The organism is Vibrio sp. 03-59-1 (assembly GCF_013114135.1).
In the GTDB taxonomy this organism is placed as follows: domain Bacteria; phylum Pseudomonadota; class Gammaproteobacteria; order Enterobacterales; family Vibrionaceae; genus Vibrio; species Vibrio cortegadensis.
Genome location: NZ_VTYA01000008.1, coordinates 1 through 25,636, shown reverse-complemented (window position 1 = coordinate 25,636; position 25,636 = coordinate 1). Strand labels below are relative to the sequence as shown.

Here is a 25,636-nt window from a genome sequence, read left to right as displayed (position 1 = left end):
CGCATGATGAACGTTAATAGTTGTATTAATAAGGTAGGCTGTAGATGATGATTTGGTTGCAGTTCAAACGTTGGGCTCATGCTAACCTGTTTGAACTCAATGGACGAAACTTGTTGATTGCCTTTGCCGTTTATCTAAGCGTGAGCTGGTGTTTGTTAAGAGTGACAGGAGAGAGCGCATTAACCGCTTCTTTTACTGACTTCATTTATTATTTAGCCGTGACGGCTTCAACGGTTGGCTATGGTGATATGTCACCGCAAACCAATGCTGGAAAGTGGGCTGTGATGCTGTTTGTTATTCCAGGTGGCTTAACATTATTTGCGGCATTACTTGGGCAATTTGCTAGCGTTGGTATTGAGTATTGGCGCGCTGGTCTATTAGGGAAAAGAAAAATGAATGTTGAAAACCATATTTTATTGCTGGGCTGGAATGGGCAGCGAACCATTCACTTAATAAGAATGCTTCAACATGAAGAGACAGGACGCAGACCCATCGTACTATGCAGTCGCTCAGATATCGAAAATCCGTTACCAGGTGAGATTGGGTTTGTAAAAGTAACGAGCTACACAGATAGCCAAGAGATGGAGAATGCGCAGATAGCAGAAGCAAGCTGTATCTTAATTGACAACCCTGAAGATGATATTACGCTTTCAGCTGCACTGTACTGCTCAAACATCAACCCTACCGCGCATTTACTTGTCTACTTCAAAGACGAAGCATTAAGCCGCTTATTGCACCAACATTGCCCTAATTCGGAATGTATTCCTGCGATCGACACTGAAATGTTAGCAAAAGCGGCCGTTGATCCGGGTTCAAGTGCACTGCATCAAGAGTTATTAAGTTCAACAAGAGGAATGACACAGTACTCAACTATCTTTCCTATGGACAAAGATGAAACACTGATTGAGCCTATTTTTCATATGTTCAAATCCGAGCATCAGGCAACACTGATTGCAATAGATGCAGGCGAGGGGATTGAACTTAACCCTGAGTTAAAAACGGTAGTTAAACCTGGGACGAAGATTTTTTATATTGCTGATGAAAGGCTTGAGCACTTTGATTGGAATAAGCTCAATTAGATATAAATGAAAGCTTCTGTCGATGAATAATAAACAAAGGCCAATTAATACTGGCCTTTGTTTATTCTAATAACGGTATGTTTACTTTAATGAGATCGTTTTATCGAGCTTATTGATTCTCAGCTAATGCAACGCCTTTTTGGGTTAGACCGCATAGCATAATTGGCATCGCATTAAATATCTCTTCAAACTGCTCAAGTCCTTCAATGCCTTGTTCTTTTAAGGCCGTGATTGATGTCTCTGGATCGTAAAGCATACTTAAAGAGAGCAGCACTCCACCGAGTAAGGCGTTATCTTCGCTCTCTTCTGGCATTAATGTCTCCCAGTCATCACGACTAAGTTGCCAGCCTTGAAGGACGCCTTCACAAAAATCTCGTGTGGCTTCATTCACAATCTCTTCTTCATCCAGCTGGCAAATGGTAGGCCAAACCCATTCACCTTCAAGAAGTGCAGGGCGGAAGCTATTCCACAGTTCAATGACTCTTTCAACGTAAGCTTCTAGCTGCTCACCATCAGAAAAAGGAGCGGTTTCTTCCCCCCCCCATAGAAACGAAAGCCATTCGTGCGGTGTTAAGACGTTCGGAGCGGCTGCCATTGCCGTCACGAATCCATATGTTTTCGCTTCATTAATTAATTTATCTTCGAGTTCTGGTAAAGACAGAATTTCTTGTAATGTCAAAATAGAATACCGTATCAGTTAAGAGGGTGTAGAATGAAGTGGCTATCTTACCAAGCAATAGCAAAGGGAAAAAGACTTGATGTGCTGAGTTAATCACTATAAATTTTAATGAATAATTGAAAAGTATCGAAGAAATATGGATATACGTTCGTCACTTAAGAAAAAAAGCATCATAGCACTGGGTCTTTACCTTTGCTTTTTCATTGCAATTATTGGCAGCGTAACCTACTGGGTGGTAGAGCCGCCAGTAAGGGATAAACTTGTCCGCAATTTAGACTTGCGCTCAGAATTACTTTCCGCACAAATCAATGAACCACTCAATAGCTCTTTAGGGGTTCTATTCTCAATAGTCGGCATTGTGCAAACTGATCAAACCCAAGAAAAGCTCGACGAGGTTTTTCGGTCCATCTTTTTATTAAGCGATAACATTGTAGTGAGTGGTGGCATTTGGCCGCAGCCTTACAGCATTGATCGCAACACCCCTTATTCAAGCTTGTTTTACAACAGAAACAATACTGGTGAGATCGATCAGATAGTCTCTTGGAATAACCCAGAAGCGGCAGGTTATCATAAGGAGTCATGGTACACCGAAGTGGCTGGACGACCAGAAAAAACTATCTCGTGGTCTGATGTATATATCGATCCCTATACACACATACAAATGATCACCGCGTCTACGCCTTACTACTTAAACGGGCAATTTGCAGGCGTCGCAACCGTTGATTTGTCTTTGGCTGGTTTGATTGATTTTGTCAAAAAGCATGCTGAACAGTACGATCTTGGCGTGGTGTTGCGTGATAATTATGGAAAAGTATTAACCGAACACAATTTTCAGGTTGTCGATAATATATACATCAGTCGCTATACATTCGGTGCTTTTGATTGGCAAATTGAAGTGGTTAACTCTAAACGATTAGTGTCCGATGAAGTATTCGAGCAAGTGATGAATATCGAATTAGGTATAGTGCCATTACTGCTTATTTGTGTCATGGCTGGCTATTATCTTCTTAATCGGTATTTAATTAATCCAATAACCGTCATCGCCAGAAAAGTGGACGAATCGAAGCAGGGTGGGATCATTGAAATTGCTTACTCGAGCAGGGATGAAATACGGCACTTGGTTGACGCTTTTAATGAGAAAACGGTTTATTTAGAAGAAGAGAAAATCAAAGCCCAAGCATCGACTGAAGCTAAATCCCTGTTTTTGGCAACCTTATCTCATGAAATCCGTACGCCAATGAATGGGGTGCTAGGAACGGCTCAAATTCTACTTAAAACTGAGCTTACAGAGGCTCAAGAAAAATATTTAAGAACTCTTTATGACTCTGGTGAACACATGATGACGCTACTCAATGAGATTTTAGATTTTTCTAAAATTGAACAAGGTCATCTTGAACTAGATCGAAGCGGATTCCCAATCGACTCAATTGTCGGCAGCATTAATAGTGTCTATCACACATTATGCACTGAAAAAGGGCTTCAATTTAAAGTGTACTCTGAGATTCCTGCTGGACGTTGGTATTACTCGGATAAAGCGCGCTTACGGCAAATATTATTTAATCTTCTTAATAACGCGGTGAAGTTTACGTCTCGTGGTTTTGTTGAGGTGTATTTAAAAGAGTACGAAGAAGATGGAAGCGAGTTTTTATCTATAAGGGTTAAAGATACAGGGATCGGAATCTCGAAGGAGGCGCAGAAACGAATCTTTAATCCATTCGAACAAGCTGAATCAAGTACTACACGTCGTTTTGGTGGTACAGGGCTTGGTCTTACGATTGTTAAACGGATCGCGGAACTTATGGGCGGAGGAGTATCGGTTGTTAGTGAGGAAGAAATAGGTACTAGCTTTGAAGTGAAAGTGAAGATTGCCGCATGTAAACCAGGCTCAAGACAAACCCAGCTACAACGGAAGTTAGATTACTCAGGGTTGCGGGTATTGATTGTTGAAGATAATCGTACTAATACCATCATTATTGAAACCTTCATGAAGAATAAAGGGTTTGAATGTGTATGTGTTGGAAACGGAGAAGAAGCTCTTCAAATCGTTGCGGAGCAGAAGTTTGATTTAATTTTGATGGATAATCATATGCCAGTGATGGATGGTGTTGAGTCGATCTCTGGTATTCGATCACTTAGCCCCCCTACGAGCACGGTTCTGATCTTTGGATGTACAGCTGACGTATTTCGTGAAACTCGTGAGAGGATGCTAGGGGTTGGCGCTGATTATATTATTGCAAAACCGATAGATGAACGTGAACTGGATGACGCGTTGTATCGTTACGCTAGAAAATTATATCAGTATCAAACTGAGTCAACAGCCGTCAAAAATGTAGAAGAACTTCTTGTTCAGTTCTTTATTGAGCTTGAAAATTTGAATATTTCTCAAGCAAGCGCGACATTGGATCAGCTTAAACATTTATGCTCAAGGTCAATATCTCCCGCTCTTGCCATTTTGCTTCAAAACATAGAGTCATCATTGCAACTTAATGCCGTACCGAAGCAAAGTGATCTCGACCAGTTAACCTTACTTCTTATAAATAACTAAAATGTAATTTACTTACTGATAATACTCGTTATTTGACTAGTTATTGAGCAGTTGTCCAAAAAGCAGTGTTATAAGCTGCTTTTTTAATCTTAATTAGTTATTAATTTACCCTCCCGTTATTACTTTGATATTTATCACTTTAAAATATGTGTTTTAATAGCGCAAATAACTGGCTGGTAATTTAAAGCTGGTTTTATATTGCGGTTTAATTGTGATTTAGTAGTGATAAGTGTTGGGGTGTGGTAATGAAGGCTAATGGAGCATTCTGTTTTCGTAATGCGGCAGCAGATACGTTTGCAATGGTTGTATTTTGTTTTATTTCGGGAATGATTGTCGAAGTGTTCATCTCAGGAATGAGCTTTGAACAATCTTTGGCATCTCGTGTTCTATCTATTCCCGTAAATATCGCGATTGCTTGGCCTTATGGAGTATTTCGAGATTGGTTTATACGCAGTGGTTATAAAGTATCAACATCAAAACTAATGAAGAATGTTTCTGATCTATTAGCATATGTCCTTTTCCAGTCACCAGTATATGCAGGCATTCTGCTTGCAGTTGGGGCATCGACCGATCAAATTATTACAGCAGTTTCAAGTAATGCCGTCATCTCTTGTGGTATGGGGGTGCTATATGGCTACTTTTTAGATATGTGCCGTAAGTGGTTTAAAGTTCCTGGCTATTACCAAACGGCTTAACTTGCTTACTTTGGTTTTATTTTGATCTAATTAGCTACTTAATGAACAAACAAACGTGTAATCTGACTTTTTTCGCCAATTTCACTTGACCGAAATGAGTTAAATCATTAAATTAGCGCCTCGTTGACCAAGCAGTTAACGAAATACGGTGAGTTGTCCGAGTGGCTGAAGGAGCACGCCTGGAAAGTGTGTGTACGGCAACGTACCGAGAGTTCGAATCTCTCACTCACCGCCACATTCTTGAAGAAAGACGTCCTAGGACGTCTTTTTTTATGCCTGTAATATAGTTAAATCAATAGGTTACAGTCCGATAGTGTCTTATAAAGTCCAAGAACATCCGCTAGTTTGGGGTATGACAAAGTGTATGATTTAATCAACCTCGGATTGGGAGATATACACTAAATCGGGCTCAAGCGTCATACATTTGGTCATTGAAAAATACACTGATTTCCCTCCCTTTTAGATAGAATAGCTCAATAAAAACATGCGGTTACTGATTTTGATGTATGACGCGAAAATCGCATCTTTTTGAGCCCTCTCGATTATCATACACAGGGTGGGAATATGTCACATTTACTGCATAAGCTGACAGCTAAAGAAGTGAAGGAAGCGAAGGGTAGGGAGAAGCCTTATCGTATTAACGATGGTGGTGGACTCTATCTGTTGATTAAGCCAAACAAGCTCAAATACTGGGAGTTTCGTTATAAGAACCGAATTACCGGGAAAACGACGATGTTGGGCTTGGGTAGCTTGGATGTGTTAACTCTAAAGCAAGCCAGAGATAAGGCCCACGATATGCGCGTACTTATCAATGACGGTATCGATCCTAAGCAGGACAGATTAGACAAAAGAACTAAAAAGAAGCAAGAGTTAGCGAATACCTTTTTTGTAGTGGCACAAGGTTGGGTTAAAACAAAAAATAAGCTGAAGCCAAAAACGGTTCATGACAATTGGAGAAAACTGGAGTTGTACGCATTCCCCAGATTTGGCGATATGCCAGTATCTAGTTTGACGCCATTGGTTGTTCAAGATTCTCTTCGGCCTCTAGCCAACAAAGGTAAGCTAGAAACGGTTAAACGGACAATCCAACTAGTTAATGAGGTGATGAACTTTGCTATTAACAGCGGGTTGTTACAACATAACGTGCTTGCGGGGGTAGGTAAGACGTTTGAGTCACCTGATGCAAAGCATATGGCCGCGCTTAAGCCTCATGAAATTACAGAGCTACTTCAAACCGTTGCGACGGCTAATATGCAGTTGGCGACGAAGTGTTTGATTGAATGGCAACTTCATACCATGACCAGACCAAGTGAAGCTGCAGGTGCTCGCTGGGATGAAATTGATTTTGAAAATAATCTTTGGATTATCCCTGAAACTAGGATGAAGATGAAACGTGAACATCGTATCCCCTTAACCCCTCAGACAACTGCCATTTTAGAGCGTATACGTCTACTTAGTGGGCATAGAGTACATATCTTCCCTTCTATGCGCTTTCCTAAGCGTTCAATTGATGCAGAGACAATCAATAAGGCGTTGGGGCGTATTGGTTTTAAAGACCGTACGACAGCGCATGGGATGCGTTCTTTAGCGAGTACCACTTTGAATGAGCAGGGTTTTGATCCGGATATCATCGAAGCCGCTCTCGCCCACCAGGATCGTAATGCTATCCGTGCTGCCTATAACCGCACTGATTACTTAGAACGCAGGCGTAAAATGATGGAGTGGTGGAGTAACTATATTGGGGAAGCTGCAGTGGGGTCGTTGTCTGTAGCTGGATCGGTTCATTTAAGGGCTATCGGTTGAGTCCATGTGAATGGCAGTTTAGGACTTAGCGACAAAGCCCTAAACTGTTTTATTTTCATTTCACCAACTACACGCATATTTCAGTAATACGATTTTCACCAGTAGGAAAACTTTCTAATTTGACGTAACCTTTTTTCTCCATATTGTTGATTAACCTCATGAAAGTTCTGAATTCCGTATTATTCACTTGAAAGCTTGGATCTAGTGCTTTCATTCTGTCATTGGCAATGGAGACGTTGCTTGGTAGTTTGCTTTGGTTCATATTCCTGACGGCGCTAATAAAAAGCTTATCAAGGTTACCCACTGAAGAGATATCTTTTTTAGGTAGAAAGTCCTCAACGAACAATAAGTTGTCGAACGACTTAGCGATGATCGCTCTATCTTTGTCAGATTTTTTGCAGACTAACCACACTTCTCTACCAAATTTTCTCAGTTTATCTGCAATTACAGTAAAATCGGAATCCGTTGTCATAAAGCAGTATCTATCAACTCTCGGATTATCAAGATGTAGACTTTCGAAGGCATCCAAGCTAAGTAGTAAGTCAGCTCTGTTCTTCTCTTTACCAATTTTTGGTGTGTCAATGATATTGAAATTATGCTCTAAGATTTGCGCTTTCAGTGATTTCTTCGCTGTTGCTTGGTTTCCATAAGCCGACTTAATTGTGAATATACAGTTGTATTCATCGTCAGCGCTGAGGAAAGAATTCATTACTTCTTCAAGCTGAAATTCGCTAGCAGCGATGTTTTCCATATCAATGTAAACAGCGATATTAAAGTTTTTCTTTTTCATCAAGTTGTGTCCCGGAAATAGATTCATAAAAGGGTGAACGAGGCAGCGATTTAACCGCTGCCTTGACTGTCAGTGCTTTTTCAGCTCGTAACAGAGCCTGAATCCAGTTTTCATGCCTTTGTATTTTCCGGTTGAATCTTGAGGGCCATGTGCCCGCAACACATAAGTGTCCATATAGAACGAAGTGAGGCTAGCTGAACGGATCTGGACTCCTTCTAGCAGCCACTCACAAAAGAAGTGTGAATCAATAAACTGCAATCCGTTCTCTTCGATACAGTGAAGAGGTTTTGAGAAGCGGAGGTGTAAGTTGTCAAAGTCATTTTGATCCATGTAGGGTGGGTGAGAATCATATTCGTCACCTGTAGTGCTGATGAATGTCATGTCACTGTCTTGGCCACGTTTTGGTTCTGACCAGTTTTCTCCTCTCAATGACTTGTATTCTGAGTAGCTAAGAATACGAAGAGGAACCCCCGTTTGTTTCTCCAACCAGTTAATGTAGGCTAGGACGTCAAAAAATGTACATGATGCTGGCAGAGTTATATCACTCTCGCTATTGACTGGGGCAAGTGAATCACCTTGACGGTTTTTGCTGTATTCTGCGTTTTCTTTTAGGAAGTTGATCAGGTCACCAATCGTTATGAGTTCGGAGACCATCATTTCTTTTTCATCGATGGATACTTGTTTGAAGCCATCTAGACGAACGTTAGAACTTCTATGCTCTGGGTGATAAATCCCTTTATATTGATAGTACTCACGTAATATGGTCTGATTGCCGGGGTAGTTGGACACCGTGCCACCATTAAGATAGTAGTGCTTTTCTGAGTTATGTCCATCAAGTTCTCTATTACCTTCATATTCGAAGTAGTACCAACGCTCAAAGCGGTAATCCTCTATGAAGCTTGGAATATCAGCTCGTTTCAAATTGTTCCCAAATAGCTGATGGTTGAACACTTTGCCACGTTGATTTTTTATGACAAAATCATAGTTACCGCGATCATCTGACAAGAAAATCAAATTCTCATTGTAAGGCAGAACATTGACCCAGCCGGCGTTACCTTCGCCTATGCGTTTAGTTAGTAACAGTTGCAGGTATTTGTCCGAATTTAAATCTCTTTCAACATTTTCAGTTGGAACTGTATTTGGGGCATAAAGCTTTATGTATTCTGACGGTGAAGGAATATCTGTTAAAGAGTTTCCGAGAAGATGGTAAATACTACTAGACCCGTTTCGGTTTTTTAGAAGGATGAGATCTAAAATCTTCACAGAGACCTGTTGGTATCGTTTTTCCCTTTTCTTTGGTTCTGTCTCTTTGTTGTTTAGAAAATCCAAGAAGTTAGGGAGGCCCGTTTGATCCAATAAACGCACTGTAATTTCTGTTGTTACATCGAGTTTAAGCAAATACTGTTGACGGTCAGATAGGTGAGAAATATCAAAATTATCGTCTATTGCTCGCTTGATATGATAATTGCCTAATATAATATCAGACCAGTCACTATCTTCATTGAGAGCGTCGTATAAGTCTTGACTGTGCCAACTAATTGGACCAGAAAAGTCAAAATCATGCCCGGTGAACAGCTTCTTAGGAGTGGGACCTTCAAAGAAGAATAGTCGTTCAGAAATCTGCTGGTGGCTGAAAGGGGAATACAAATTGTAATCACCGTCTTTCGTGTGCTTGAGAAGATTTTTGCGTTTTCTAAGGTTATGTTCGGCCATAAACGGAAGTAGGCTTCCATTGTACTCTTTCTCGTAAGCGGCAAATCCACCAGCTATTCCAAGACGTTTAGTAATGGCGTTTAGTTTTGTTGTATGAGTGATTTTTTCACGGTCACGCGATGTTCTTTTCGCAGAGATTTTGAGTTCTGCTGGAGACAGTCCTGTTAAGGGAACAATATGGAATTTCTCTAACGGGATGTATGTAGTTGGGATTGAGTTATTAGTCATTCTAAAACCTTTAAAAATAAGCAAGCCCCATCACAGTTTAGTGACGGCGTACTTCCGGCTATAAGGTCCGAGAATGATGGTTTGATCGTGAGTGGTATTGTCTATTTCTTCAACGATGTGAGTGCTCTGTTTTGTAAGAAGTACATTACAAACCGCAGGTAAGCCTCAGCCCTTTACATATAACCTAAATTGAAATATTGACTAAGTCAATAGATTATTCGTGTCAATCTCCATCACTTATTCGTTTTCTAAGTTTCTCTTCGGAACTTTCGCGGCTAGTCTAGTTAGTGCATTTTATGACTTACAAAACATTAAGTTGCTGCTATTTCTGCTACTAATAGCAACTTATAGCGACAAGTGGAGTAGTTAGGTGAGGCTATCGAACAAAAAGTTTTACATGTTGGGTGATATAGACACCGATAGAGCCATCGCTGATAAACTAAAAAAATGCCATGAATTGGGCATTTCTGTTTTCGTGAAGGTACCTGATGGCTGCAATGTATGGGCTATTGATCCTAAACTTGATCAACTTACCGAAGCCGATGTAGTTCTGAGTGACAGTGCTTTATTTAAGAAATCGCAGCTAAATAGGTACTTTTTCGGGGGCCAAGAGTTTGATCCACTCGGGTTTCCACGAATAAATACTTCTGAGTTGTATGCATCGACCAAACTTGATGATATTGAGCTTTTGGAACTAAATCCTGATGATGTAAAGAAGCTTGCGGCTTCTCACGAAGTTTCGGTTAATACGTTTAAAGGAGTATTTCTGTTTGATGGCGAAGACGATGTGAACCTATGCAGGTCAGTACCTGTATCGAAGTACGTTTTTGAAGTTGATGAGTCTCATAATGTGGCTCTTAAAAACAAACTTTCCGTTGTTAAGTTTACTGATGTAAAACTGAAGTATGCGGTATGTAAGCAAGCAGCTAGTATCGAACCTAAGTTCAACGTCCCTTTGGATTATATAGAGATTCAGAATGTTGTCGCTCAGGAAGGCTACATCTTGGAAGCCGATGTTTCGAAATTGCTTTTCAATCAAGTTGATTACGAAAAGAGCATTTACCATCTAGAGCCGGAATATCACGTCTCATCATCTTTTTTGGAGTTGTCAAAAGTTGGGTTTAAAATTTACGTTAAAAATGACCCTACTTTATCTGGCGGTGTTACCAGCTTTATAGGAAGGCAGTGTCATAGCTTCCATACTAAGCCACTTCGTGAAGCGGGAGCTTTTTTGATAAGCCCAAAGCCGACTGGGCGTGCCAAAAACAAAGGTTGTCAATTTCCTTACTTGAAAGAAATATTTGATACCTATTGGCAAGGTGCAGGAGATTTGACTGGGAAAGAAGTAAAACAGCGCATTGTACAAGTTACGAACGCCATAAAAATGCTTGGTATAAGCGATCACAATATCAAAGGAGCAGAAATGATAATACGACCTGATCAATATAAAAAATACCGAGGAGTTTCACCTCAATGAAATCAGGGCTTGTGGGCGTTTTTCCCCTTTTAATGGTCTATTTCTCCTAAGACATTCGGTCAACTGTGTAGTTTACTTCTCCCATCAAATCAATTTGGGAGAAGCAATATGCAAAACCATCACGCACCACATTCAAATCAAATCCTTCGCTTGAAAGAAATAGCGTTGATGACTGGCCTGTCACGGTCAACTATCTATGACAAACAAAACCCTAAATCACCAAGGTTTGATCCCACATTTCCGTCAAAAATTCAGTTGGGGGCAAGAGCTGTAGGGTGGAAGCTTGAAGACATAATTTCTTGGGTCAACCAGATGAAACATCAATCTACAGTTCATGTTGAATTTTCGTATAAAGATAATGGTTAACTCGAAGGATTATATATGAGACAGCAACGCCAAATGTACTTTCCAGTAAATTGTGGAATTACTCCGAATGTCGCTAAATCAGATTTGATAGCTAAAGCGTTTAACGAAGCAGCGGATATTACTCAGGCACCGTCACCTATGGTGTACTTGACCACGATCAGTGCTGTATCTGTAGCATTGCAGGGATTGATAAATGTAGAACTGCCAACGGGAAAAATTGCTCCAGTCTCTTTGATGTCACTTAGCATTGCAGAGTCTGGGGAGAGGAAATCGTCTGTAGAAAATTTACTTACGAAAGGGATTAAGTTATTCCATAGAGAAAATATGGAGCATTACCAAAGCCAATTAAAGGAGTACGCGATTAGATCAAGACTTCATGACAAGAAAAAGACCCAGATAGAGAAATCTATCGATTTAGATGAGGCATATGATGAACTAGTGAATGCTTTGATAGAGCACGACTCTAGTAAGCCGGAGAAACCCGTACTTGATTCTCTGATCTTCGAGGACAGTACCATAGAGGCTCTGCTCAGTGATTTAAGCGAACATATTCCCAATGCTTATCTTGGTTCTAGTGAAGGAGGAGTGTTGCTGAATAGTCGAATCATGTCTCAGACAGCAAATCTTAACTCTATTTGGAGTGGTGATGAAATAACGGTAAATAGAAAATCAGCTGGCTCCTTCACGGTAGGTGGTGCCCGATTGACAATGAATATCATGACACAATGGAGTGCTTTAGATCGGTTCATGAATAAAACGAAAGGAGACGTTCGAGGAAATGGTTTTTTGTCTCGATTCCTTGTTTGCGCACCGGAATCTAATTGTGGTTTTAGGCAATCCTACGGTATTGAATATTCTGAGGGTAACTTGAATCTGTTTAACGAAAGGCTCCACCAGCTGTTGTCACAGTCCGCTGCCTTATCAGGCTATACGAACAAGAGAACGGTTAGTTTTTCCAATGAAGCAAAAAAAGCTTGGTTTGATATAGCTAATCATATTGAACTAGAGATGGGGCCAGATGGCGCATTTGAGCATGCAAAGGATCACGCGTCAAAGTTGCCTGAAAATATCGCTAGGTTGGCAGCCCTAGTTCATAGTTTCGATAATTTATCAGAAGAAGAAATATCTTTAGATACGTTATTGGAAGCAATTGACTTAGTTGCTTATTTCTCAAAGGAGTTCATGAAGGTTTTTTCTGCGCCACCAAAATACGTAGTAGATGCTGATAATCTATATTTTTGGTTTTGTAATCAGTCCTTGTGTGGGGTTCGATATATAAAGAGGAATGATCTACTTCAATATGGGCCTAATGGGACGAGAAAGAAAAAGGATCTGGATTTGGCATTGGATGAATTAAAGAGAACAAACAATTTTAAAGAGGTAGTAATACATAGAACTAGAGTTATTGATTTATACCCACAAGATGCATTTGATTCCGAGCAACTTAAACATGACCTATTAATATTAATCGACGAAGTTCTTTAATGAATAAGTTAGGTGAGAAAATGAAGTTACTACGAATAGCCCAAGTTGCAGAGTTGACAGGGCTTAGTAAAACAACAATCTACCACTATATGAGTAAAGGACACTTTCCGCAGTGTATTAAAGTCGGCCTTAGAGCTTCCCGATGGTTAGAAAGTGATGTAGCGGCTTGGATTGAGGCCAAAAGAAGAGAAAGATTGGAATTGAATATTTATAACCTTGAGACTTCACATCAAGTAATTAATGAGATTTTTAACTAAACAAACTGCTTTAAAAACAACATAATTAATAATTAGATTTAGATTTAGATTTAGATTTATATATCCGTGTAAATGTTTTATCAGAGCTTATTTAATATTTAGGTGTTAATTAATTCAGGCAATCCCTCTTTGTTTTTATTCTTATCCTCACAACTGTCCTAAGGTTAATGGTTGGTAGGGTAGTATATGTTTATATTTATTTAACTCTAGCCATTACTTATTGGGGACTGATATGTATTCGACTAAACGTTTAACCATTTTAAATAAACCTACATTTGATGGGTTAGATGTTATTGCCAAATATGATTTATGTTCTGAATATTTAAATGGAATTAGAAGTGTACTTAATAAAGCTATGGAGGAGTATTCGAGAGTAGTGGTACTTCGCTTCGATCTGCATTTACCTAAGGGGATAGATTGCCCTGACTATCCTTTGGAGTATGACTCTTCAGTGATTACACGTTTCATTGAGTCTTTTAAAGCACAACTGCAAGCTGATGGAGCTAAGAAAAAAAGAGAAGGTAAGCGTTACTACAGATGTACTGTTCGCTATGTTTGGGCTAAAGAAATCAGTCAATCTGTAAATCCTCATTATCATGTGGCTCTGGTTCTAAACAGAGATGCCTATTTTGGTTTTGGTAGATACGGCGAATTGAATAACAACCTTGCAGGCAAAATTTACCGAGCTTGGGCTAGTGCTCTGGCACTTTCTCCAGAAAGTTCAATGTCTCTTATACATATTCCTGAAAACCCTGTTTATAGCTTAGACAAGAACGCACAGGACTACCCCGAACAATGTAATACGGTATTTCATAGGTTAAGCTATTTAGCGAAATTTGAAACTAAGCGCTATGGCAACAATGGCAAGAACTTTGCAACTAGCCGACGGTAGGTAATCAAATTGAAGTGTGGGTGTTTTATTTGGGTTATTAACAGCGCAATAGTTAGCTAGGGGAGTAAACGCTCCCCTGTTAAGATGATTGTCAGGCTTTATTTTTACTTCAAAAAAGGTCCTTTAGTTGGATCGTGATTTTCTTCATCTTCAACCACTTGCCTTGCGTCAGTCTCGCTCATACCTTGTTCGACTAGTTTTTTAATTTTATGTTCCTTTTCCTTTGCGTATTGTTCTTCTTGTTCTTCTAAACGAAAATCATGGGTCATAGCACAGAGTCCTTTAACAATTTTTCGGATCAATATGCTACCAATGAGGGTACCCTACATATGATGAGGCCGGTCTAATTTTCGAAAAAAAGCCTTTTTCTTTAATAATATATATCTCAAGAGCCGCTAGCTTGGGATTGTTGATAGGCGAGTAGATTAAAGCGGGAGCCGACCCCACGAGGCATCTAAATGTGAATATGACCAAAAAAATAGGGAGCGCGAAACTCCCTACAGTTTACTACAAACCAAACGCATTTAACGTTTGTTTGTATTCATGGTCGATTTGCTGCTTGACTAGTTCACGACGCGCTTCAATTGGTGCACGGTCAGAAATAGCCTGAGCTTTTGTTTCAAGGCTCTCCAATTGATTCGCTTTCCATTGTTTTAGAACTTGCTCGATTTGGACTGGTGTAAGCTCCTGCTTGATGGTTTCGATACTTAAGCTTTCGATAGCAGTGTTAGCGAACGTATTCATTGATAATACAGTTGTTGCTATCGTGATAGTTTTAATCATTGTTTTCATGTTGGTTTCCTCATTGAGTTATAAGTGGTTTGGTTTAATTTGTTTAGGGCGAATTAACGGCGTAGGACTTGATGTGTGGTGTTTGTAGGTGGTTATTGATATCTGACGAGTATTGCGCGGTTACCAAGCTTAGAAGGCCATACTGAGAGGGCGGCCGTCCCTCTCGACTTGAGTTCCTTGGGTAAGCGAAGACAAGGCGCTACTTTGCATACATCATGTTTTCTGCCTTTGTGTATCAATCAGGTTGGAGATTTAGCTGATGATCCACACATGGTGTAATTCAAGTAGTGCTATGGCTCTGCGAGTTGAAAGGGAGTAAGTGGCCCCATAAGTTCGCAGATGTTGAAACAACGCTAGGTTAATGCATGATGTGGCATTACCTGCCGGATCGATTTACTGATTAATTAAAATGTCTTCTGGTTCAGCATGTAGACTGGTTTGATGACGGATTTGATAATCAGAAAGTTGAAAGCTTGAGGGGTAATCAAAATGAAAGGTGAGTACTTTAACCGTTTTGATTTGATTCAGTGGAAGGTTGTCGTATTCGCTATTGGTGTGCTGGTAAACAAGGTGAAAAGTGTCAGATGACAGCACTAAGCCGAGGGGCTTGATACTCTCAATGACGTGTTCGTTTATAAAAGTAACGGATATCAGGCGTTGGTAAGTCAATGCCAAGGATAACGGTTCAAAGGTACTGGTTAGCTCAGTAATTTCAGAGTAAGAGCTGCGATCAATATTGGTATTCACCTTCTTGGATTGACCATTTGGTTGCTGTACCCCTGGGTAGCTGTGCTGGTGGTTCAGTATTAGTTGAAATGCAGATTCCACTGCATAGTGTAGAGGAGTGGGTAGAACGTCAGTCACCAGAGCCTTTGCTAGCTGTAACACAATAGACTCTCTTGGGCCTAGTACGATCTGGCTGATTAGTTCTCGACTGTACCCATAGGGTTTATTTCTAGTGTCTTTGTCTACATCGAGATATTGAACAACGACATCAAGATTGCGTTGTATCGTTCGAATGTCGCGCTCAATTCCTGCATGGGATAATTCGAGTTGTAGCTGCTGAGCCGTAACCTTTCGGCCCTTTGGGATGCGATGATACAGCTCGAAAGCCAAAGACAACTGTTCCGTTGTGGTAGGTTTATTGGTTATTGTCATGGCGAGAGTCAGATACTTGTTATGCTCTAGTGATTAATGAGAACTCACCATCGTATAGAGCGATGTGGCAATACCTGCCTTATCGAATAGAAAATTCAGCCTCTGGTATGCCAGGGGCATTTATGCCGCTTTTATTGGCGTTGAGCCGGTTTGGTGGTCTCCTTTGTTAATCATTCGCGAGTCACCTGAATGATATAGATTTGAAATTACTTTCAATCGAATACTTCTCGATACGTTGAAGAACTGTGGTTGAAACATGATCATTGAGATTTTTTACTCAACTTACCTATATCTATGAGAGAAGTGAGTCATCATTGTTCTTGGCCCTAGCACTTTCGAGTACTAGGGTCAGGTGGGTAGAGAGATGGGTAAAAAAGGCTTGGGTCTCTATAAAGCAAATGGAGTACGTAGTACGACATCCTTATTTCTTTTTTCTCTTCTCTTTTGACTTAGTTTGTAACTACCAAGAATGGATGAGTAATGAGTTCATCATTCATGCAATGAGATTTAAAGTACAGGTGCAGCAGTAGCAACACCTGTATCTACCCTTGAGGATGTATCAAGCTTGGTATCAACTACTTACTTCAATCTGATCATAAGACTCCATATCTAAGTACGACAGAAAGTTACTCTCCCATATCTTGTAGAAATCATTGACCCCATAAGCATCGATAGCCTGCCAACCGACGCCTGTGAAGAAAGCCATGTTGTTGCCAATATCGAAATCAACACTTCTTTCTAGTTCAGGGTAGTAATTTCCCATGTACGCAAAATCTGTGATGTAGAGAATAGACCAACGCTCAGCACTATCTTTTTGCAAGGCTATCTCTACAGGGTGATAACCACCAGATTCTGCACTGTAGGACGTATTACTAAAGTTCAGCGTGAAGTGGTCGAATGATTGGTTAGGTTGAGTGTTGATGTGCTTAAGCAGAACTGTTTGAAGGTTAACTGATATGGGTAGTGAACATTTGCTGAATAAAGCTTTTACAGGTGTATTGATAGACATAATGAATTCCTCAATGGATAGATGTTGATTACTAGGTAGATATCGTTGAACTGGAGGGAAGAAGCGATTACTGAAATTGACTGACGACAGTTAGAGTCTGTGTATCGAACTGTGACGTCTTTAGGTGATTGGTGAATGCCTTGAGCCAACTAACAAAGAGCGACTGCACCTCAGGCCGATTGAGCTCGCATCGTTGGATGTCAGGTTGGTAGAACCATTGATGCTTGAAGTTGAAATACAAAGCCACATCAACACTCTCAGCTTCTGGTGTGGGGTAATCAAAAGAAGCGATGAATCGCACTTCCCAAGGCTCATTAGTGTTAGCTCGTTCAAGCTGTACCTCTATGGGCTGTATCCCGCTTCGGTTGCGATAGAAGCTTGCGACCTTGAGATTAAGCGCGACTCGTTTTGTTTCGGTGGGAATGTCATATTGTTCAATCAATAGCTCGACAAGCTGGTGGAATAAGTCGAGTTTGAAGTTACGTTTGATATTGCGATTCATAGCCAGCCTCTCTCAGCAAAGGACACACAAGTTTCACCAATAACGAAGTGGTCGAGTACTCGCACATCAACTAGTGCTAAAGCATCTTTTAATCGATTGGTAATGCGTTTGTCAGCTTGTGATGGCTCGGCAACGCCTGAAGGGTGGTTATGGGCGAACATAACCGCAGCGGCATTGTGTTCTAGTGCGAGCTTAACAACTTCTCTAGGGTAGATACTGGCTGCATCAATCGTCCCAAAGAACAACTCATTAAATTTGATAAGCCGATGTTGGTTATCGAGCAGCATGACGGCAAAAACTTCACGCTCATAGTTTCCTAACTTGTACTTTAGGTAGTCTTTGGTTGCGGTTGGATTACAGAACGCATCTCCTCTCAGGTATTTCTCCGCGATGATTTCAGCGGCTTTCTCTAGTACTTGGTGGGCTGATACTGGCCCATGAAATGAATATTGCTTATTAGTTGATTCGTGCATAAATGAATTCCTTCTAATGGGTATACGCACGAGGATGATATGTACCTGAGATTTGTTTGAATCGACTCAATAATTCGTTGAGGCGATATGTGGACGTGTATGGACTTGCTCGGACTTTTACTCGCAGACTGTCTTTATCTATGAATGGTCGAGGTATGAGTATTTCATTATTGAATGTCAGCACTGTAAGGAAGGTAATGATGATTCAGCTAAAGTTTGGAAATTACCCAGTGTACCCATCAAATCCACCATTCATCTTATTCAATAATTACAGCTAGTCAGTAATCGGAGCGGACGCTCTGTTTTCTTGTGTTCGCGGTATATGGACGTCCTTGGACTCCCTCATACCCTTAGCCGGGTCTTTAGCGCTGTAAAGAGCTTTAAAACAAGGACAAAATAATGAAGTTCATGAGATTACCTGAGGTAAAAGAAAAGACTGGTTTAAGTAAGTCAGCAATCTACAAAAAGATTAAAGAGGGAGAGTTTCCAGTGAGTGTGCCAATTGGTTCACGAACCGTCGCATGGCTTGAAAGTGATATCAACGAGTGGGTGGAATGGCGGGTGCAAGTTCGCGATAGTGTGGCGAAAGGCTATTTCAGTTAGCATTCAACTGTAATTAATTGTTCTATGAGGTTATTTCATGAGCAGTGTGACTGGCTTATATTAGGCGGTGCTTATTATTCAGCAAGATGCTGTTTTCCATAAGCAGAGTTGGGATTTATCTAACGAGTTAGTAGAACTAATATTCTGATTACCTTCGGTTAGTTCTGAAAGATAAGTCGCCGTATTCATAACTAAATCACTAGAATTAAGGAGATTAAATGAGTTATTGGAAATAAAGGTTTGATATCAGAGAACTAGATTTCCAGCTTTATTCTTTAATTTGCGAGAATTTTATATACCTCATCAACCTATGTGATCATTAGAATCCGAAGGCTTTTGGGATCCGTCACTGTAAGTTGGTAACGTTTAGGTGACTTTTGTAATTTACGGTTATCTAAGCAAATATCTAACCTCTTCACAAAGTACTTAGCGAGCGCTTTACGACAAGTCACTATAAATGGACTGTTATGCATGCCGTAGTCATCTTGAATGATTTGCTGCTGTTCTGAGCTTAAGTATGGATTAGCTATGACTTCAAAAGTTATTTCATTCATCCAATCATGATCCAAATGCTTAGATATATCAGATTTATCAATAAGTTCAGGTTCATTACGGAAGCGGCTTAGGACAAAATCTCTGAATGCCTTTCTTTCCTCGCAGTAGGCTCGGACATGCCATCGAAACCCATCAAAAACAATAGTATGTGGAACTATATTTCTCCCTCTTATTGTTGGCTGAGATAGAGAAACGTAATCGACATCAACGCGTCGCTGCTCTCGAGCTGCTTGAAGAAGTCGTTGGATTATAATGGGGTCTATTTTTCTTTCAGGAACAGATACAACAATAGATTCCGCGTTCCCGAGAGACTTTATATTCAACCCATCAAGATTATTATCATATCGATGGAGCAGAGATAGATACTCGTCGGGAGTTCCTTTGGTGTAAGTGGGTTTGAATGCAGCTGTTGGCCGATAGCCTTTTATGCTTCTGTCATGAATTAAAGGAGGCACTTCGAAGAGTGATTGATAATGATTTATGTCCCTTGAAGCTTGTTGTCTTTTGATCTTGAAAGAATTACATAGGTGATTTGTTGTTAGTCTTCCCTCCCATAATGCAACGACTTCAATCAGTTTGAACCGTAGTCGTGTATCCCAGCTTAACTCATTTTCCATTACTTAATGCCTGATTATGCTACATGTTGATGTATACAGAATATACATTATTTTTTATATGTATATATTTATAAAAAATAGCCAACGTTGAATGGCATTGGGAATTGTGAAAAATGGCACGCAGCTAGAAAATGGTGTCGAAACACTATTTATAGTGATGATTGACCTTAAAAACACAAAGATATGTAAATACTTGATGATAGTAACATTTTGCAACATAAGCTTATATTATCATACGCTACTTGTGGCATTTCTTTGCTTTAAATTATTGATACATAAGAGGTAAATTGACATGAGTTTTTGGAAGATTTTAGGTGGCGCGTGTGCAGGTGTAGCTGCAGTGGTAGCTTTGCCTGTTGCAGGCCCAATTGGAGCAGTAACAGCTGTGGGAGCTGCGGTAGCAGCTGGTGTTGGAGCTACAGCTGGTGGTGTGGCCGAATACTACGATGATTCTGAGTCAGAAGCTGAAGAAAGGGGTGAGCGCCGCGGGGAGCAATCTGCTAAAGCTAAGTATGAACAGCGTACTAGAGATTTGGAAGAGAAACTGACGAAAGCATTCGATAAATTAGAGGGAAATACTAGTTATTTTAATGCGTTAATTGCGATGGAGTCCGTTGCAATGGCTTGCGCGAACTGTGATGGTGAGATCGATGATTCAGAACGAGCACAAATTGAGCTGTTTATTAAAGGAGTATCAGGTATGGAGCTCCCTAAAGATATACAAGCTAAGATCGAAGATATTTATAGTAACCCACCTACTCCAGCTGAAGCTTTTGAGCTAGCAAATAAGTCGGGTGTGGAAGCATCTGTCTTTAATGAGATTATTGAAGTCGTGATGATTGCTGACGGTGTGGAGCATAAAAACGAAAAAGCATTTTTAGATGCTTGGAATGTAGCGAAAGCAGCTTAGGAGAAGTTATGAGTAGATTAGATGAGTTTCGAAAGTTACAAAAAAATAGAGCAAAATTAGATAAGACAACTCTCAGAGAGGCTTCGGAACCTAAGCTTGTTGAAAGTATGCTTAACTCAGAAGTAGATGAGTTAAGGCTAAGTTCGCTGGACTATTCAAGCGATCTAATCTACTCAATTGATTTAGATGAAGAAGAAGCAAAACAACTACTAGTCGATCTGAAAAATCAGTTCAATTCAGATAGATTGGAAACTCTTCTATCTACGGTAAAAAATGATATCACTCAATCTATTGCCGTCCCTTTTGGATTGGGGAAAGTTGTGACTGCGTATGACAAAGTTGGTGGGAATGTCACAACAGTCCATAATGCTCAGCAAGGTATTTATGCCAAAGAAAGTGATGAGTACAACAGAAGTGATTATACCGTGGCAAAAAATAGTCAAGGTGAAAGCTTCGAAAGAGGTGGAAAGCAATCTGTAGGTTCCCAGTTTACCAAGCGCCAAATGGATGGCAGTGGGAATATTACAGATGCATATACTGGTGAAAAAGTAAGAGCAGAGCAGACTAGTCCTGATCATATCGTTTCCAATAGTGAGTTTCACAAGGGTGGTGGCTTTATGCTGTCGAGTGAAGCTAAGGCTGACTTTGGTACAGATGAAAGAAATTTAGCGTCAACACAAAGGAACATAAATCAGTCGCTTAAAGATCATGACAAGATGGAGTGGAAAGACTGGAAGCAATCCGGTCGGGAAGAAACAAACGAAACAGCTTTTAATGTTGATAGTGAGAAATTAAAAGAAGCATATGAGCGAGGGCATCAAACAGCGGAAGAGCATAAGCCTACGACAACTCAACAAGTCGGGTATTTTGCTAAGAATACTGCTAAGACAGGGGTGAGCGAGGGTGCTAAAATGGGTGCACAGCAGGGATTTGGCATACTTCTGGTTGAACTTCTTACCCAAGCCATGGAAGAAATCAAAGATGTATTCAATAATGGAAGAGAACTTGATTCTTGGATACAAGATATAAAAATGAGGCTAAAAAGAATCGGAAGCAAGGTTGCCGATAAATGGAAAGACGCACTGGATGGGTTCGTTTCTGGTGGACTGTCTGGATTTATATCTAATTTTATTACTGTTATGATCAATAGACTTGTTACTACTTGCACTAGAATGATTCGGCTGATTAGGGAAGGGGTATTCTCTCTCTTTAAGGCGGCTAAAACAGTTCTAGTTAGACCTGAAGGAACTTCTTTTAGAGAAGCATCACATGAAGCGAGCAAGCTTATCATGTCCGGTGTTATTGTTGCGGGAGGTGTTTTATTGGAAGAAGCTGTCGATAATATAGTTTCAACTATTCCTCTTCTAGCTCCTATTGCAACTACCGTTACAATGATCACTGTTGGCTCTATTACAGGTATAGCTATGGCTATGTCTGCTTACATTATTGACAGATTGGACTTATTGCGAGTTATAGAAATTGAGCAGCATAATTATATAATCAAACATTTAGATGATGGCATCTCTGAGAGCTTAGAACGCTCAGAGGAAATAGCCGGAAAAATGGATGAATACCTTTTAGTTTAATCGATTTTATTATTCATAACCCACCATGTTGTGGGTTATGGATGAGTGTGTATTATTTGCTTTTTATTTCTTTTTGTATATCGGTCATGATTTTTTTTAGATCTTCATTTTGATATTTTAGTTTCATAATTTCTTCTTTTAATTCTTCATTATTGTCACTGACTAACTCGTCAACAAACACTGCGTTAGCAAGAGAGACTGCAATAAACCCACCAATAACTAACACAATAATGGTAAATGAATTTAGTGCCGCATGTAGATATGGTTGTGCTTCTTTGTCTATTGAGTTCGGTAGTTCTCCCCAGTTTTCTACAGTAAATATTTCAAACACGGTATTTAGTGAAGTTAATGGTGTGCCAAAATATTCGGGTACAGTATTGGAAAAGAGGCTAAAACCAATCAAAGAGAAAAATGAAAGTAGAGTGAACAATAAGATCAATATAGCCTTGGAGCTTCTTATTGCTCTAGTGAGACCTTGAATAACTTGAGAGCCATTCGGTATTATTCTGAATATTCTAACGATTGAAATTAGTCTGAATACCCTAAGGTATATTACGCTGTCTAAATCAGAAAATGGTATTAGCGAGGCGCTAACAATCAGTAGTATAAAATCAAATTTGTGAGAGTCATTGCTGATGTATTTTTTCCATGATAACAAGTGAACCTTGTAAATAAACTCCATAGAAAAATACAAAAATAAAAATAAATCGATGTAGCTAGGTGCATATTGCGGGTATAGGTGCTGTGTAAAATAGATAGCTAGTGAGGTTAGAACCACATAAGCGGAGAATTTATCTATTTTTTCAAAGCTTGAAATATTAACTGATGATACTTCCATTATTATCGTCGCACTGCCTTTTCTGTTATATTGTAAAGCGAATCTATCAGATTACTTCAATTAGTAGCATAACTATAAACTTGGCTAGCTTAGTAGACAATAATTAATTGCGGCAAACGAATGCCAAGTAAACATTTTCGGCTTAAACCATGTGTCAGTGAAAGCTAATGCCTTGGTTCCATACTGGTAAGACCCCAGAACTCTACACACTTTCAAGTTTCTGAAAGTCCATCTAAAGGATTTTTCAGTTGAATAGAGGGGAAGTCCCTTGTGGAAATTTGTGACAGTTATAGGCTTCCTTTTGGGAGCCTATTTATGCCGACATCGTTCTGATATTAGCACTGCTCTGGCTTTCTCCGTCGAGGAAAAAACGATGATTCCGGTGTATTTAGTCTGCTTGGTAGTGATTAGTCGAACTTTTAATAATTGTCTGATTTGATAAGTAAAATGTGAAGTATCTACCTGATTGTAGATCCTATATCCTTGTAAAGTTGCGGATTATTTGAAATTTAATTTATATAAGGGTAATTGGAAATGAAACTGTATACCGTTGAAGGTGATTTAACCGCAGATAAAAGTAGTGATGCGTATCCGATGATGACACTGTGCGATAATTGTGTTGAAAAATATACAGTTGTTACCACGGAGGGTAGTTCTGAAGGGCCTTGTGAAGGGTTTGAATGCGAGGAAGATGAATAAACTAAGTCAGTTAGTGTTAATGATTATAGTCCAGTTCGAGAGTGTTGAGCTGGGCTTGATGCAACAGCTCAACACACTTCCCTAAACGACACTATCGTATTTACGAGCGGCGTTGACAGTCATACACCCGATAAGCCCACCAGCTAATATATACCATAATGAGTTCTTTGACTGATTACTGTGAGCCAAAAGTAACCCTGCCACAACACCAAGCCCAGCACCCTGTAGCTGCTCGCTTGAAGGCTTTCCATGCAGCACGCTAGAAGCCAGGTGCTCACAGTTGTTTGCTAACAACCCATATTTTTTAGCTTTCTTGATCAACAGCTCTGCTTGATAAAACAGTTCATTTTTCTGTTCTTCACTTAAATGGCTTAAGACTACTTTCACTGGTTTGCCATTTGCGTATTCTTCTAAGGCACAAATTTCTACATTGCCATCTGGAGAGTTGTGAAGCACTCGCCCTTTACCCATATAAATTCCGGCATGTTCCACGAGCAGCTTAGAACGATAAAGTAGATCACCAATACTGAGTTTATTCTTCATAATTTTTCCGTTTTGATTTAAAGTATGTGTATACAAAAATAACATTGAAATACGTAAGGCGTATATCAATGCATTTAATCTATACCTATGCACTTGATTGATCAAGTGTAAATTTGTTATTGGTGGTGAAAATGCAAGATAAAATGGTTTCGTACTCATCAATTCTGGGTGTGGTCGTCGCGAATAAGCGCAAAGAGTTAGGTATTGACCAGTGCGTGTTAGCTGAAAAAATGGGTCTTTCACAAGCGAGTTACAGCCGTTTAGAGTCGGGAAAGTCAACATTCTCTGTTGACCAGATGTTTGAATGCGCCAAAGCTCTTGGTATTGCTCCAGAAGAACTTTTCAATTCGGTTGTGAATACAGTGAACAATCTTAAGGAAAGCGAACAGGTGTCTGTTCAAGCTCAACCGAGAGGTAACGCAACAAAAGCTAAATCAGATAGCGCGAGTAATGTAGGAAAAGTTGTTGCAGGTGCCGCTTTAGCGGCGTTGATAATTGGATTGGCTGGTAAGTCCAAATAAACGTAACGAATATCAATGTAACTGATTGTATATTAGGGTATATTGCCGAAACTAAAAGTCAAAATGGTTAGGGTTTGTAGTGCTTCCAAGTTATCAAGATTTAATGAAGCCAGTATTAGAGGCTACGAAGAGTGCAGAAGTTAAGCTTAGCAACGTCATAGACTTGCTAGCTGAGCAATTCAATCTATCAGAAGAAGAAAGAACGGAGCTTCTTCCTAGCGGACGACAAGCTGCATTCACCAACCGAGTTGGATGGGCCAAAACTTATTTAGCCAAAGCTGGGCTTTTGGATTCAACAAGGCGTGGTCATTTCGTGATAACAGACTTGGGAAAAGAAGCTCTAAACAGTGGCGAAGAGATCAATAACCAATACCTTAAACGTTTTGATGACTTCAATGCGTTCACCAAGCAAAAGAATGGTGGTTCAGACAAAACTGAAGACACGAATGTGTCTGATGATGAAGCGACGCCAGATGAAGTGCTAAGGGCTGCTTACAAACAGATTAACGACGCGTTAGCTTCAGACATCTTGTCTCGAACACGTAAAGTGTCCCCAGCCTTCTTTGAGCAGCTACTAATTGATCTGCTATTAGCTATGGGTTATGGCGGGAGCGATGAGGGTATGGCTCATACCCTTGGAAAAAGTGGTGATAACGGTGTTGATGGCGTGATTAATCAAGACCCACTTGGTGTTGATCAGGTTTACATCCAGGCCAAGCGTTGATATGACCCCCTTTGTCAAATATAAGCGTAGAAGTTTCTGCTCCCACATTTCAGAGCCTTTTGTTTATTTTGGGATAGTGTTAACGCATAGATGAAGC

General features: G+C 40.0%; 26 protein-coding genes, 1 tRNA gene and 1 pseudogene. 16 read left to right on the top strand and 12 right to left on the bottom strand.

The features are described from left to right. Positions 1-44: 44 nt before the first annotated feature. Positions 45-1,079, top strand: coding sequence for a potassium channel family protein (locus tag F0249_RS09820; RefSeq protein ID WP_171756561.1), 1,035 nt, complete (start codon positions 45-47; stop codon positions 1,077-1,079). A gap of 109 nt (positions 1,080-1,188) precedes the next feature. On the opposite strand, the gene F0249_RS09815 is transcribed toward F0249_RS09820, so the two are convergent. Then, positions 1,189-1,758 carry a UPF0149 family protein gene (locus F0249_RS09815; protein WP_017051984.1) on the bottom strand — a complete coding sequence of 190 codons (570 nt, stop codon included), beginning with the start codon at positions 1,756-1,758 and terminating at the stop codon, positions 1,189-1,191. 136 nt (positions 1,759-1,894) lie between these two features. Here F0249_RS09815 and F0249_RS09810 point away from each other — a divergent pair, with 136 nt between their 5' ends. From F0249_RS09810 to F0249_RS09795, 4 genes are all read left to right on the top strand, one after another. Beyond that, complete coding sequence (locus tag F0249_RS09810; RefSeq protein WP_171756560.1) at positions 1,895-4,303, top strand: hybrid sensor histidine kinase/response regulator; 2,409 nt, start codon at positions 1,895-1,897, stop codon at positions 4,301-4,303. Positions 4,304-4,548: 245 nt separating this feature from the next. Beyond that, entirely contained in the window at positions 4,549-4,998 is a 450-nt protein-coding gene (locus tag F0249_RS09805; RefSeq protein ID WP_171756559.1) for an L-alanine exporter AlaE, read from the top strand. A gap of 147 nt (positions 4,999-5,145) precedes the next feature. After that, positions 5,146-5,233, top strand: a tRNA-Ser gene (locus F0249_RS09800). Positions 5,234-5,562: 329 nt separating this feature from the next. Then, positions 5,563-6,801, top strand: coding sequence for a tyrosine-type recombinase/integrase (locus tag F0249_RS09795; RefSeq protein WP_171756558.1), 1,239 nt, complete (start codon positions 5,563-5,565; stop codon positions 6,799-6,801). A gap of 67 nt (positions 6,802-6,868) precedes the next feature. On the opposite strand, the gene F0249_RS09790 is transcribed toward F0249_RS09795, so the two are convergent. Then, a complete protein-coding gene (locus F0249_RS09790) occupies positions 6,869-7,591 on the bottom strand; it encodes an NYN domain-containing protein (protein WP_253825303.1) in 723 nt (240 codons plus the stop codon). A 69-nt stretch (positions 7,592-7,660) separates the two neighbouring features. Next, positions 7,661-9,532 (bottom strand): hypothetical protein, encoded by a 1,872-nt coding sequence (locus tag F0249_RS09785; protein WP_171756556.1) that lies wholly within the window; start codon positions 9,530-9,532, stop codon positions 7,661-7,663. Between the two features lie 397 nt (positions 9,533-9,929). Here F0249_RS09785 and F0249_RS09780 point away from each other — a divergent pair, with 397 nt between their 5' ends. From F0249_RS09780 to F0249_RS09760, 5 genes are all read left to right on the top strand, one after another. Further along, positions 9,930-11,009, top strand: coding sequence for a hypothetical protein (locus F0249_RS09780; RefSeq protein WP_171756555.1), 1,080 nt, complete (start codon positions 9,930-9,932; stop codon positions 11,007-11,009). A gap of 108 nt (positions 11,010-11,117) precedes the next feature. Beyond that, complete coding sequence (locus F0249_RS09775; RefSeq protein ID WP_171756554.1) at positions 11,118-11,375, top strand: AlpA family transcriptional regulator; 258 nt, start codon at positions 11,118-11,120, stop codon at positions 11,373-11,375. A 15-nt stretch (positions 11,376-11,390) separates the two neighbouring features. Then, complete coding sequence (locus F0249_RS09770; RefSeq protein WP_253825302.1) at positions 11,391-12,860, top strand: YfjI family protein; 1,470 nt, start codon at positions 11,391-11,393, stop codon at positions 12,858-12,860. 20 nt (positions 12,861-12,880) lie between these two features. Continuing rightward, on the top strand, positions 12,881-13,117 hold the full coding sequence (locus F0249_RS09765; protein ID WP_171756553.1) for an AlpA family transcriptional regulator: 237 nt from the start codon (positions 12,881-12,883) through the stop codon (positions 13,115-13,117). Between the two features lie 232 nt (positions 13,118-13,349). Then, entirely contained in the window at positions 13,350-14,009 is a 660-nt protein-coding gene (locus tag F0249_RS09760) for an inovirus Gp2 family protein (RefSeq protein WP_171756552.1), read from the top strand. A 104-nt stretch (positions 14,010-14,113) separates the two neighbouring features. On the opposite strand, the gene F0249_RS09755 is transcribed toward F0249_RS09760, so the two are convergent. The 6 genes from F0249_RS09755 to radC all read right to left on the bottom strand — a co-directional run bounded on the left by F0249_RS09755 (position 14,114) and on the right by radC (position 17,943). Then, positions 14,114-14,278, bottom strand: coding sequence for a hypothetical protein (locus tag F0249_RS09755; protein WP_171756551.1), 165 nt, complete (start codon positions 14,276-14,278; stop codon positions 14,114-14,116). Between the two features lie 238 nt (positions 14,279-14,516). Next, on the bottom strand, positions 14,517-14,801 hold the full coding sequence (locus F0249_RS09750; RefSeq protein ID WP_171756550.1) for a hypothetical protein: 285 nt from the start codon (positions 14,799-14,801) through the stop codon (positions 14,517-14,519). A 393-nt stretch (positions 14,802-15,194) separates the two neighbouring features. Then, on the bottom strand, positions 15,195-15,959 hold the full coding sequence (locus F0249_RS09745) for a YafY family protein (protein ID WP_171756549.1): 765 nt from the start codon (positions 15,957-15,959) through the stop codon (positions 15,195-15,197). 571 nt (positions 15,960-16,530) lie between these two features. Next, positions 16,531-16,968, bottom strand: a complete 438-nt coding sequence (locus F0249_RS09740; RefSeq protein WP_171756548.1) for a DUF2787 family protein — start codon at positions 16,966-16,968, stop codon at positions 16,531-16,533. A 67-nt stretch (positions 16,969-17,035) separates the two neighbouring features. Beyond that, positions 17,036-17,470: a DUF2787 family protein gene (locus F0249_RS09735; RefSeq protein WP_171756547.1), complete on the bottom strand. Its 435-nt coding sequence runs from the start codon at positions 17,468-17,470 to the stop codon at positions 17,036-17,038. Further along, a complete protein-coding gene (gene radC / locus F0249_RS09730; RefSeq protein WP_171756546.1) occupies positions 17,467-17,943 on the bottom strand; it encodes a DNA repair protein RadC in 477 nt (158 codons plus the stop codon). Before radC ends, F0249_RS09735 begins: the two co-directional genes overlap by 4 nt. A gap of 399 nt (positions 17,944-18,342) precedes the next feature. Between radC and F0249_RS09725 the strand changes: the two genes are divergently transcribed. Then, entirely contained in the window at positions 18,343-18,546 is a 204-nt protein-coding gene (locus F0249_RS09725) for an AlpA family transcriptional regulator (protein WP_171756545.1), read from the top strand. Between the two features lie 308 nt (positions 18,547-18,854). On the opposite strand, the gene F0249_RS09720 is transcribed toward F0249_RS09725, so the two are convergent. After that, positions 18,855-19,718, bottom strand: a complete 864-nt coding sequence (locus F0249_RS09720) for a YafY family protein (protein WP_171756544.1) — start codon at positions 19,716-19,718, stop codon at positions 18,855-18,857. A 292-nt stretch (positions 19,719-20,010) separates the two neighbouring features. Between F0249_RS09720 and F0249_RS09715 the strand changes: the two genes are divergently transcribed. Both F0249_RS09715 and F0249_RS09710 read left to right on the top strand, forming a co-directional pair. Then, on the top strand, positions 20,011-20,628 hold the full coding sequence (locus F0249_RS09715; RefSeq protein ID WP_171756543.1) for a DUF533 domain-containing protein: 618 nt from the start codon (positions 20,011-20,013) through the stop codon (positions 20,626-20,628). A gap of 8 nt (positions 20,629-20,636) precedes the next feature. Continuing rightward, positions 20,637-22,214, top strand: coding sequence for a hypothetical protein (locus F0249_RS09710; protein ID WP_171756542.1), 1,578 nt, complete (start codon positions 20,637-20,639; stop codon positions 22,212-22,214). A gap of 52 nt (positions 22,215-22,266) precedes the next feature. Here F0249_RS09710 and F0249_RS09705 read toward each other — a convergent pair whose 3' ends face one another. Further along, positions 22,267-23,052: an ion transporter gene (locus F0249_RS09705; RefSeq protein WP_171756541.1), complete on the bottom strand. Its 786-nt coding sequence runs from the start codon at positions 23,050-23,052 to the stop codon at positions 22,267-22,269. A 534-nt stretch (positions 23,053-23,586) separates the two neighbouring features. On the opposite strand from F0249_RS09705, the gene F0249_RS09700 reads away from it, so the two are divergent. Beyond that, on the top strand, positions 23,587-23,751 hold the full coding sequence (locus tag F0249_RS09700) for a hypothetical protein (protein WP_171756540.1): 165 nt from the start codon (positions 23,587-23,589) through the stop codon (positions 23,749-23,751). Between the two features lie 81 nt (positions 23,752-23,832). Here F0249_RS09700 and F0249_RS09695 read toward each other — a convergent pair whose 3' ends face one another. After that, the gene (locus F0249_RS09695) at positions 23,833-24,339 is read right to left on the bottom strand and encodes a lecithin retinol acyltransferase family protein (protein ID WP_171756539.1); all 507 of its coding nucleotides are present in this window, start codon (positions 24,337-24,339) and stop codon (positions 23,833-23,835) included. An 86-nt stretch (positions 24,340-24,425) separates the two neighbouring features. Between F0249_RS09695 and F0249_RS09690 the strand changes: the two genes are divergently transcribed. Next, on the top strand, positions 24,426-24,815 hold the full coding sequence (locus F0249_RS09690) for a helix-turn-helix domain-containing protein (RefSeq protein WP_171756538.1): 390 nt from the start codon (positions 24,426-24,428) through the stop codon (positions 24,813-24,815). Positions 24,816-24,894: 79 nt separating this feature from the next. After that, positions 24,895-25,536, top strand: a pseudogene (locus tag F0249_RS09685) (winged helix-turn-helix domain-containing protein); the annotation flags it as partial. Between the last annotated feature and the right edge of the window lie 100 nt (positions 25,537-25,636).

Coding starts and splice junctions, on each gene's coding strand:
- F0249_RS09820 (WP_171756561.1), top strand. CDS start 45: ATGATGATTTGGTTGCAGTTCAAACGTTGGGCTCATGCTAACCTGTTT.
- F0249_RS09810 (WP_171756560.1), top strand. CDS start 1,895: ATGGATATACGTTCGTCACTTAAGAAAAAAAGCATCATAGCACTGGGT.
- F0249_RS09805 (WP_171756559.1), top strand. CDS start 4,549: ATGAAGGCTAATGGAGCATTCTGTTTTCGTAATGCGGCAGCAGATACG.
- F0249_RS09795 (WP_171756558.1), top strand. CDS start 5,563: ATGTCACATTTACTGCATAAGCTGACAGCTAAAGAAGTGAAGGAAGCG.
- F0249_RS09790 (WP_253825303.1), bottom strand. CDS start 7,591: ATGAAAAAGAAAAACTTTAATATCGCTGTTTACATTGATATGGAAAAC.
- F0249_RS09785 (WP_171756556.1), bottom strand. CDS start 9,532: ATGACTAATAACTCAATCCCAACTACATACATCCCGTTAGAGAAATTC.
- F0249_RS09780 (WP_171756555.1), top strand. CDS start 9,930: ATGTTGGGTGATATAGACACCGATAGAGCCATCGCTGATAAACTAAAA.
- F0249_RS09775 (WP_171756554.1), top strand. CDS start 11,118: ATGCAAAACCATCACGCACCACATTCAAATCAAATCCTTCGCTTGAAA.
- F0249_RS09770 (WP_253825302.1), top strand. CDS start 11,391: ATGAGACAGCAACGCCAAATGTACTTTCCAGTAAATTGTGGAATTACT.
- F0249_RS09765 (WP_171756553.1), top strand. CDS start 12,881: ATGAAGTTACTACGAATAGCCCAAGTTGCAGAGTTGACAGGGCTTAGT.
- F0249_RS09760 (WP_171756552.1), top strand. CDS start 13,350: ATGTATTCGACTAAACGTTTAACCATTTTAAATAAACCTACATTTGAT.
- F0249_RS09755 (WP_171756551.1), bottom strand. CDS start 14,278: ATGACCCATGATTTTCGTTTAGAAGAACAAGAAGAACAATACGCAAAG.
- F0249_RS09750 (WP_171756550.1), bottom strand. CDS start 14,801: ATGAAAACAATGATTAAAACTATCACGATAGCAACAACTGTATTATCA.
- F0249_RS09745 (WP_171756549.1), bottom strand. CDS start 15,959: ATGACAATAACCAATAAACCTACCACAACGGAACAGTTGTCTTTGGCT.
- F0249_RS09740 (WP_171756548.1), bottom strand. CDS start 16,968: ATGTCTATCAATACACCTGTAAAAGCTTTATTCAGCAAATGTTCACTA.
- F0249_RS09735 (WP_171756547.1), bottom strand. CDS start 17,470: ATGAATCGCAATATCAAACGTAACTTCAAACTCGACTTATTCCACCAG.
- radC (WP_171756546.1), bottom strand. CDS start 17,943: ATGCACGAATCAACTAATAAGCAATATTCATTTCATGGGCCAGTATCA.
- F0249_RS09725 (WP_171756545.1), top strand. CDS start 18,343: ATGAAGTTCATGAGATTACCTGAGGTAAAAGAAAAGACTGGTTTAAGT.
- F0249_RS09720 (WP_171756544.1), bottom strand. CDS start 19,718: ATGGAAAATGAGTTAAGCTGGGATACACGACTACGGTTCAAACTGATT.
- F0249_RS09715 (WP_171756543.1), top strand. CDS start 20,011: ATGAGTTTTTGGAAGATTTTAGGTGGCGCGTGTGCAGGTGTAGCTGCA.
- F0249_RS09710 (WP_171756542.1), top strand. CDS start 20,637: ATGAGTAGATTAGATGAGTTTCGAAAGTTACAAAAAAATAGAGCAAAA.
- F0249_RS09705 (WP_171756541.1), bottom strand. CDS start 23,052: ATGGAAGTATCATCAGTTAATATTTCAAGCTTTGAAAAAATAGATAAA.
- F0249_RS09700 (WP_171756540.1), top strand. CDS start 23,587: ATGAAACTGTATACCGTTGAAGGTGATTTAACCGCAGATAAAAGTAGT.
- F0249_RS09695 (WP_171756539.1), bottom strand. CDS start 24,339: ATGTTATTTTTGTATACACATACTTTAAATCAAAACGGAAAAATTATG.
- F0249_RS09690 (WP_171756538.1), top strand. CDS start 24,426: ATGCAAGATAAAATGGTTTCGTACTCATCAATTCTGGGTGTGGTCGTC.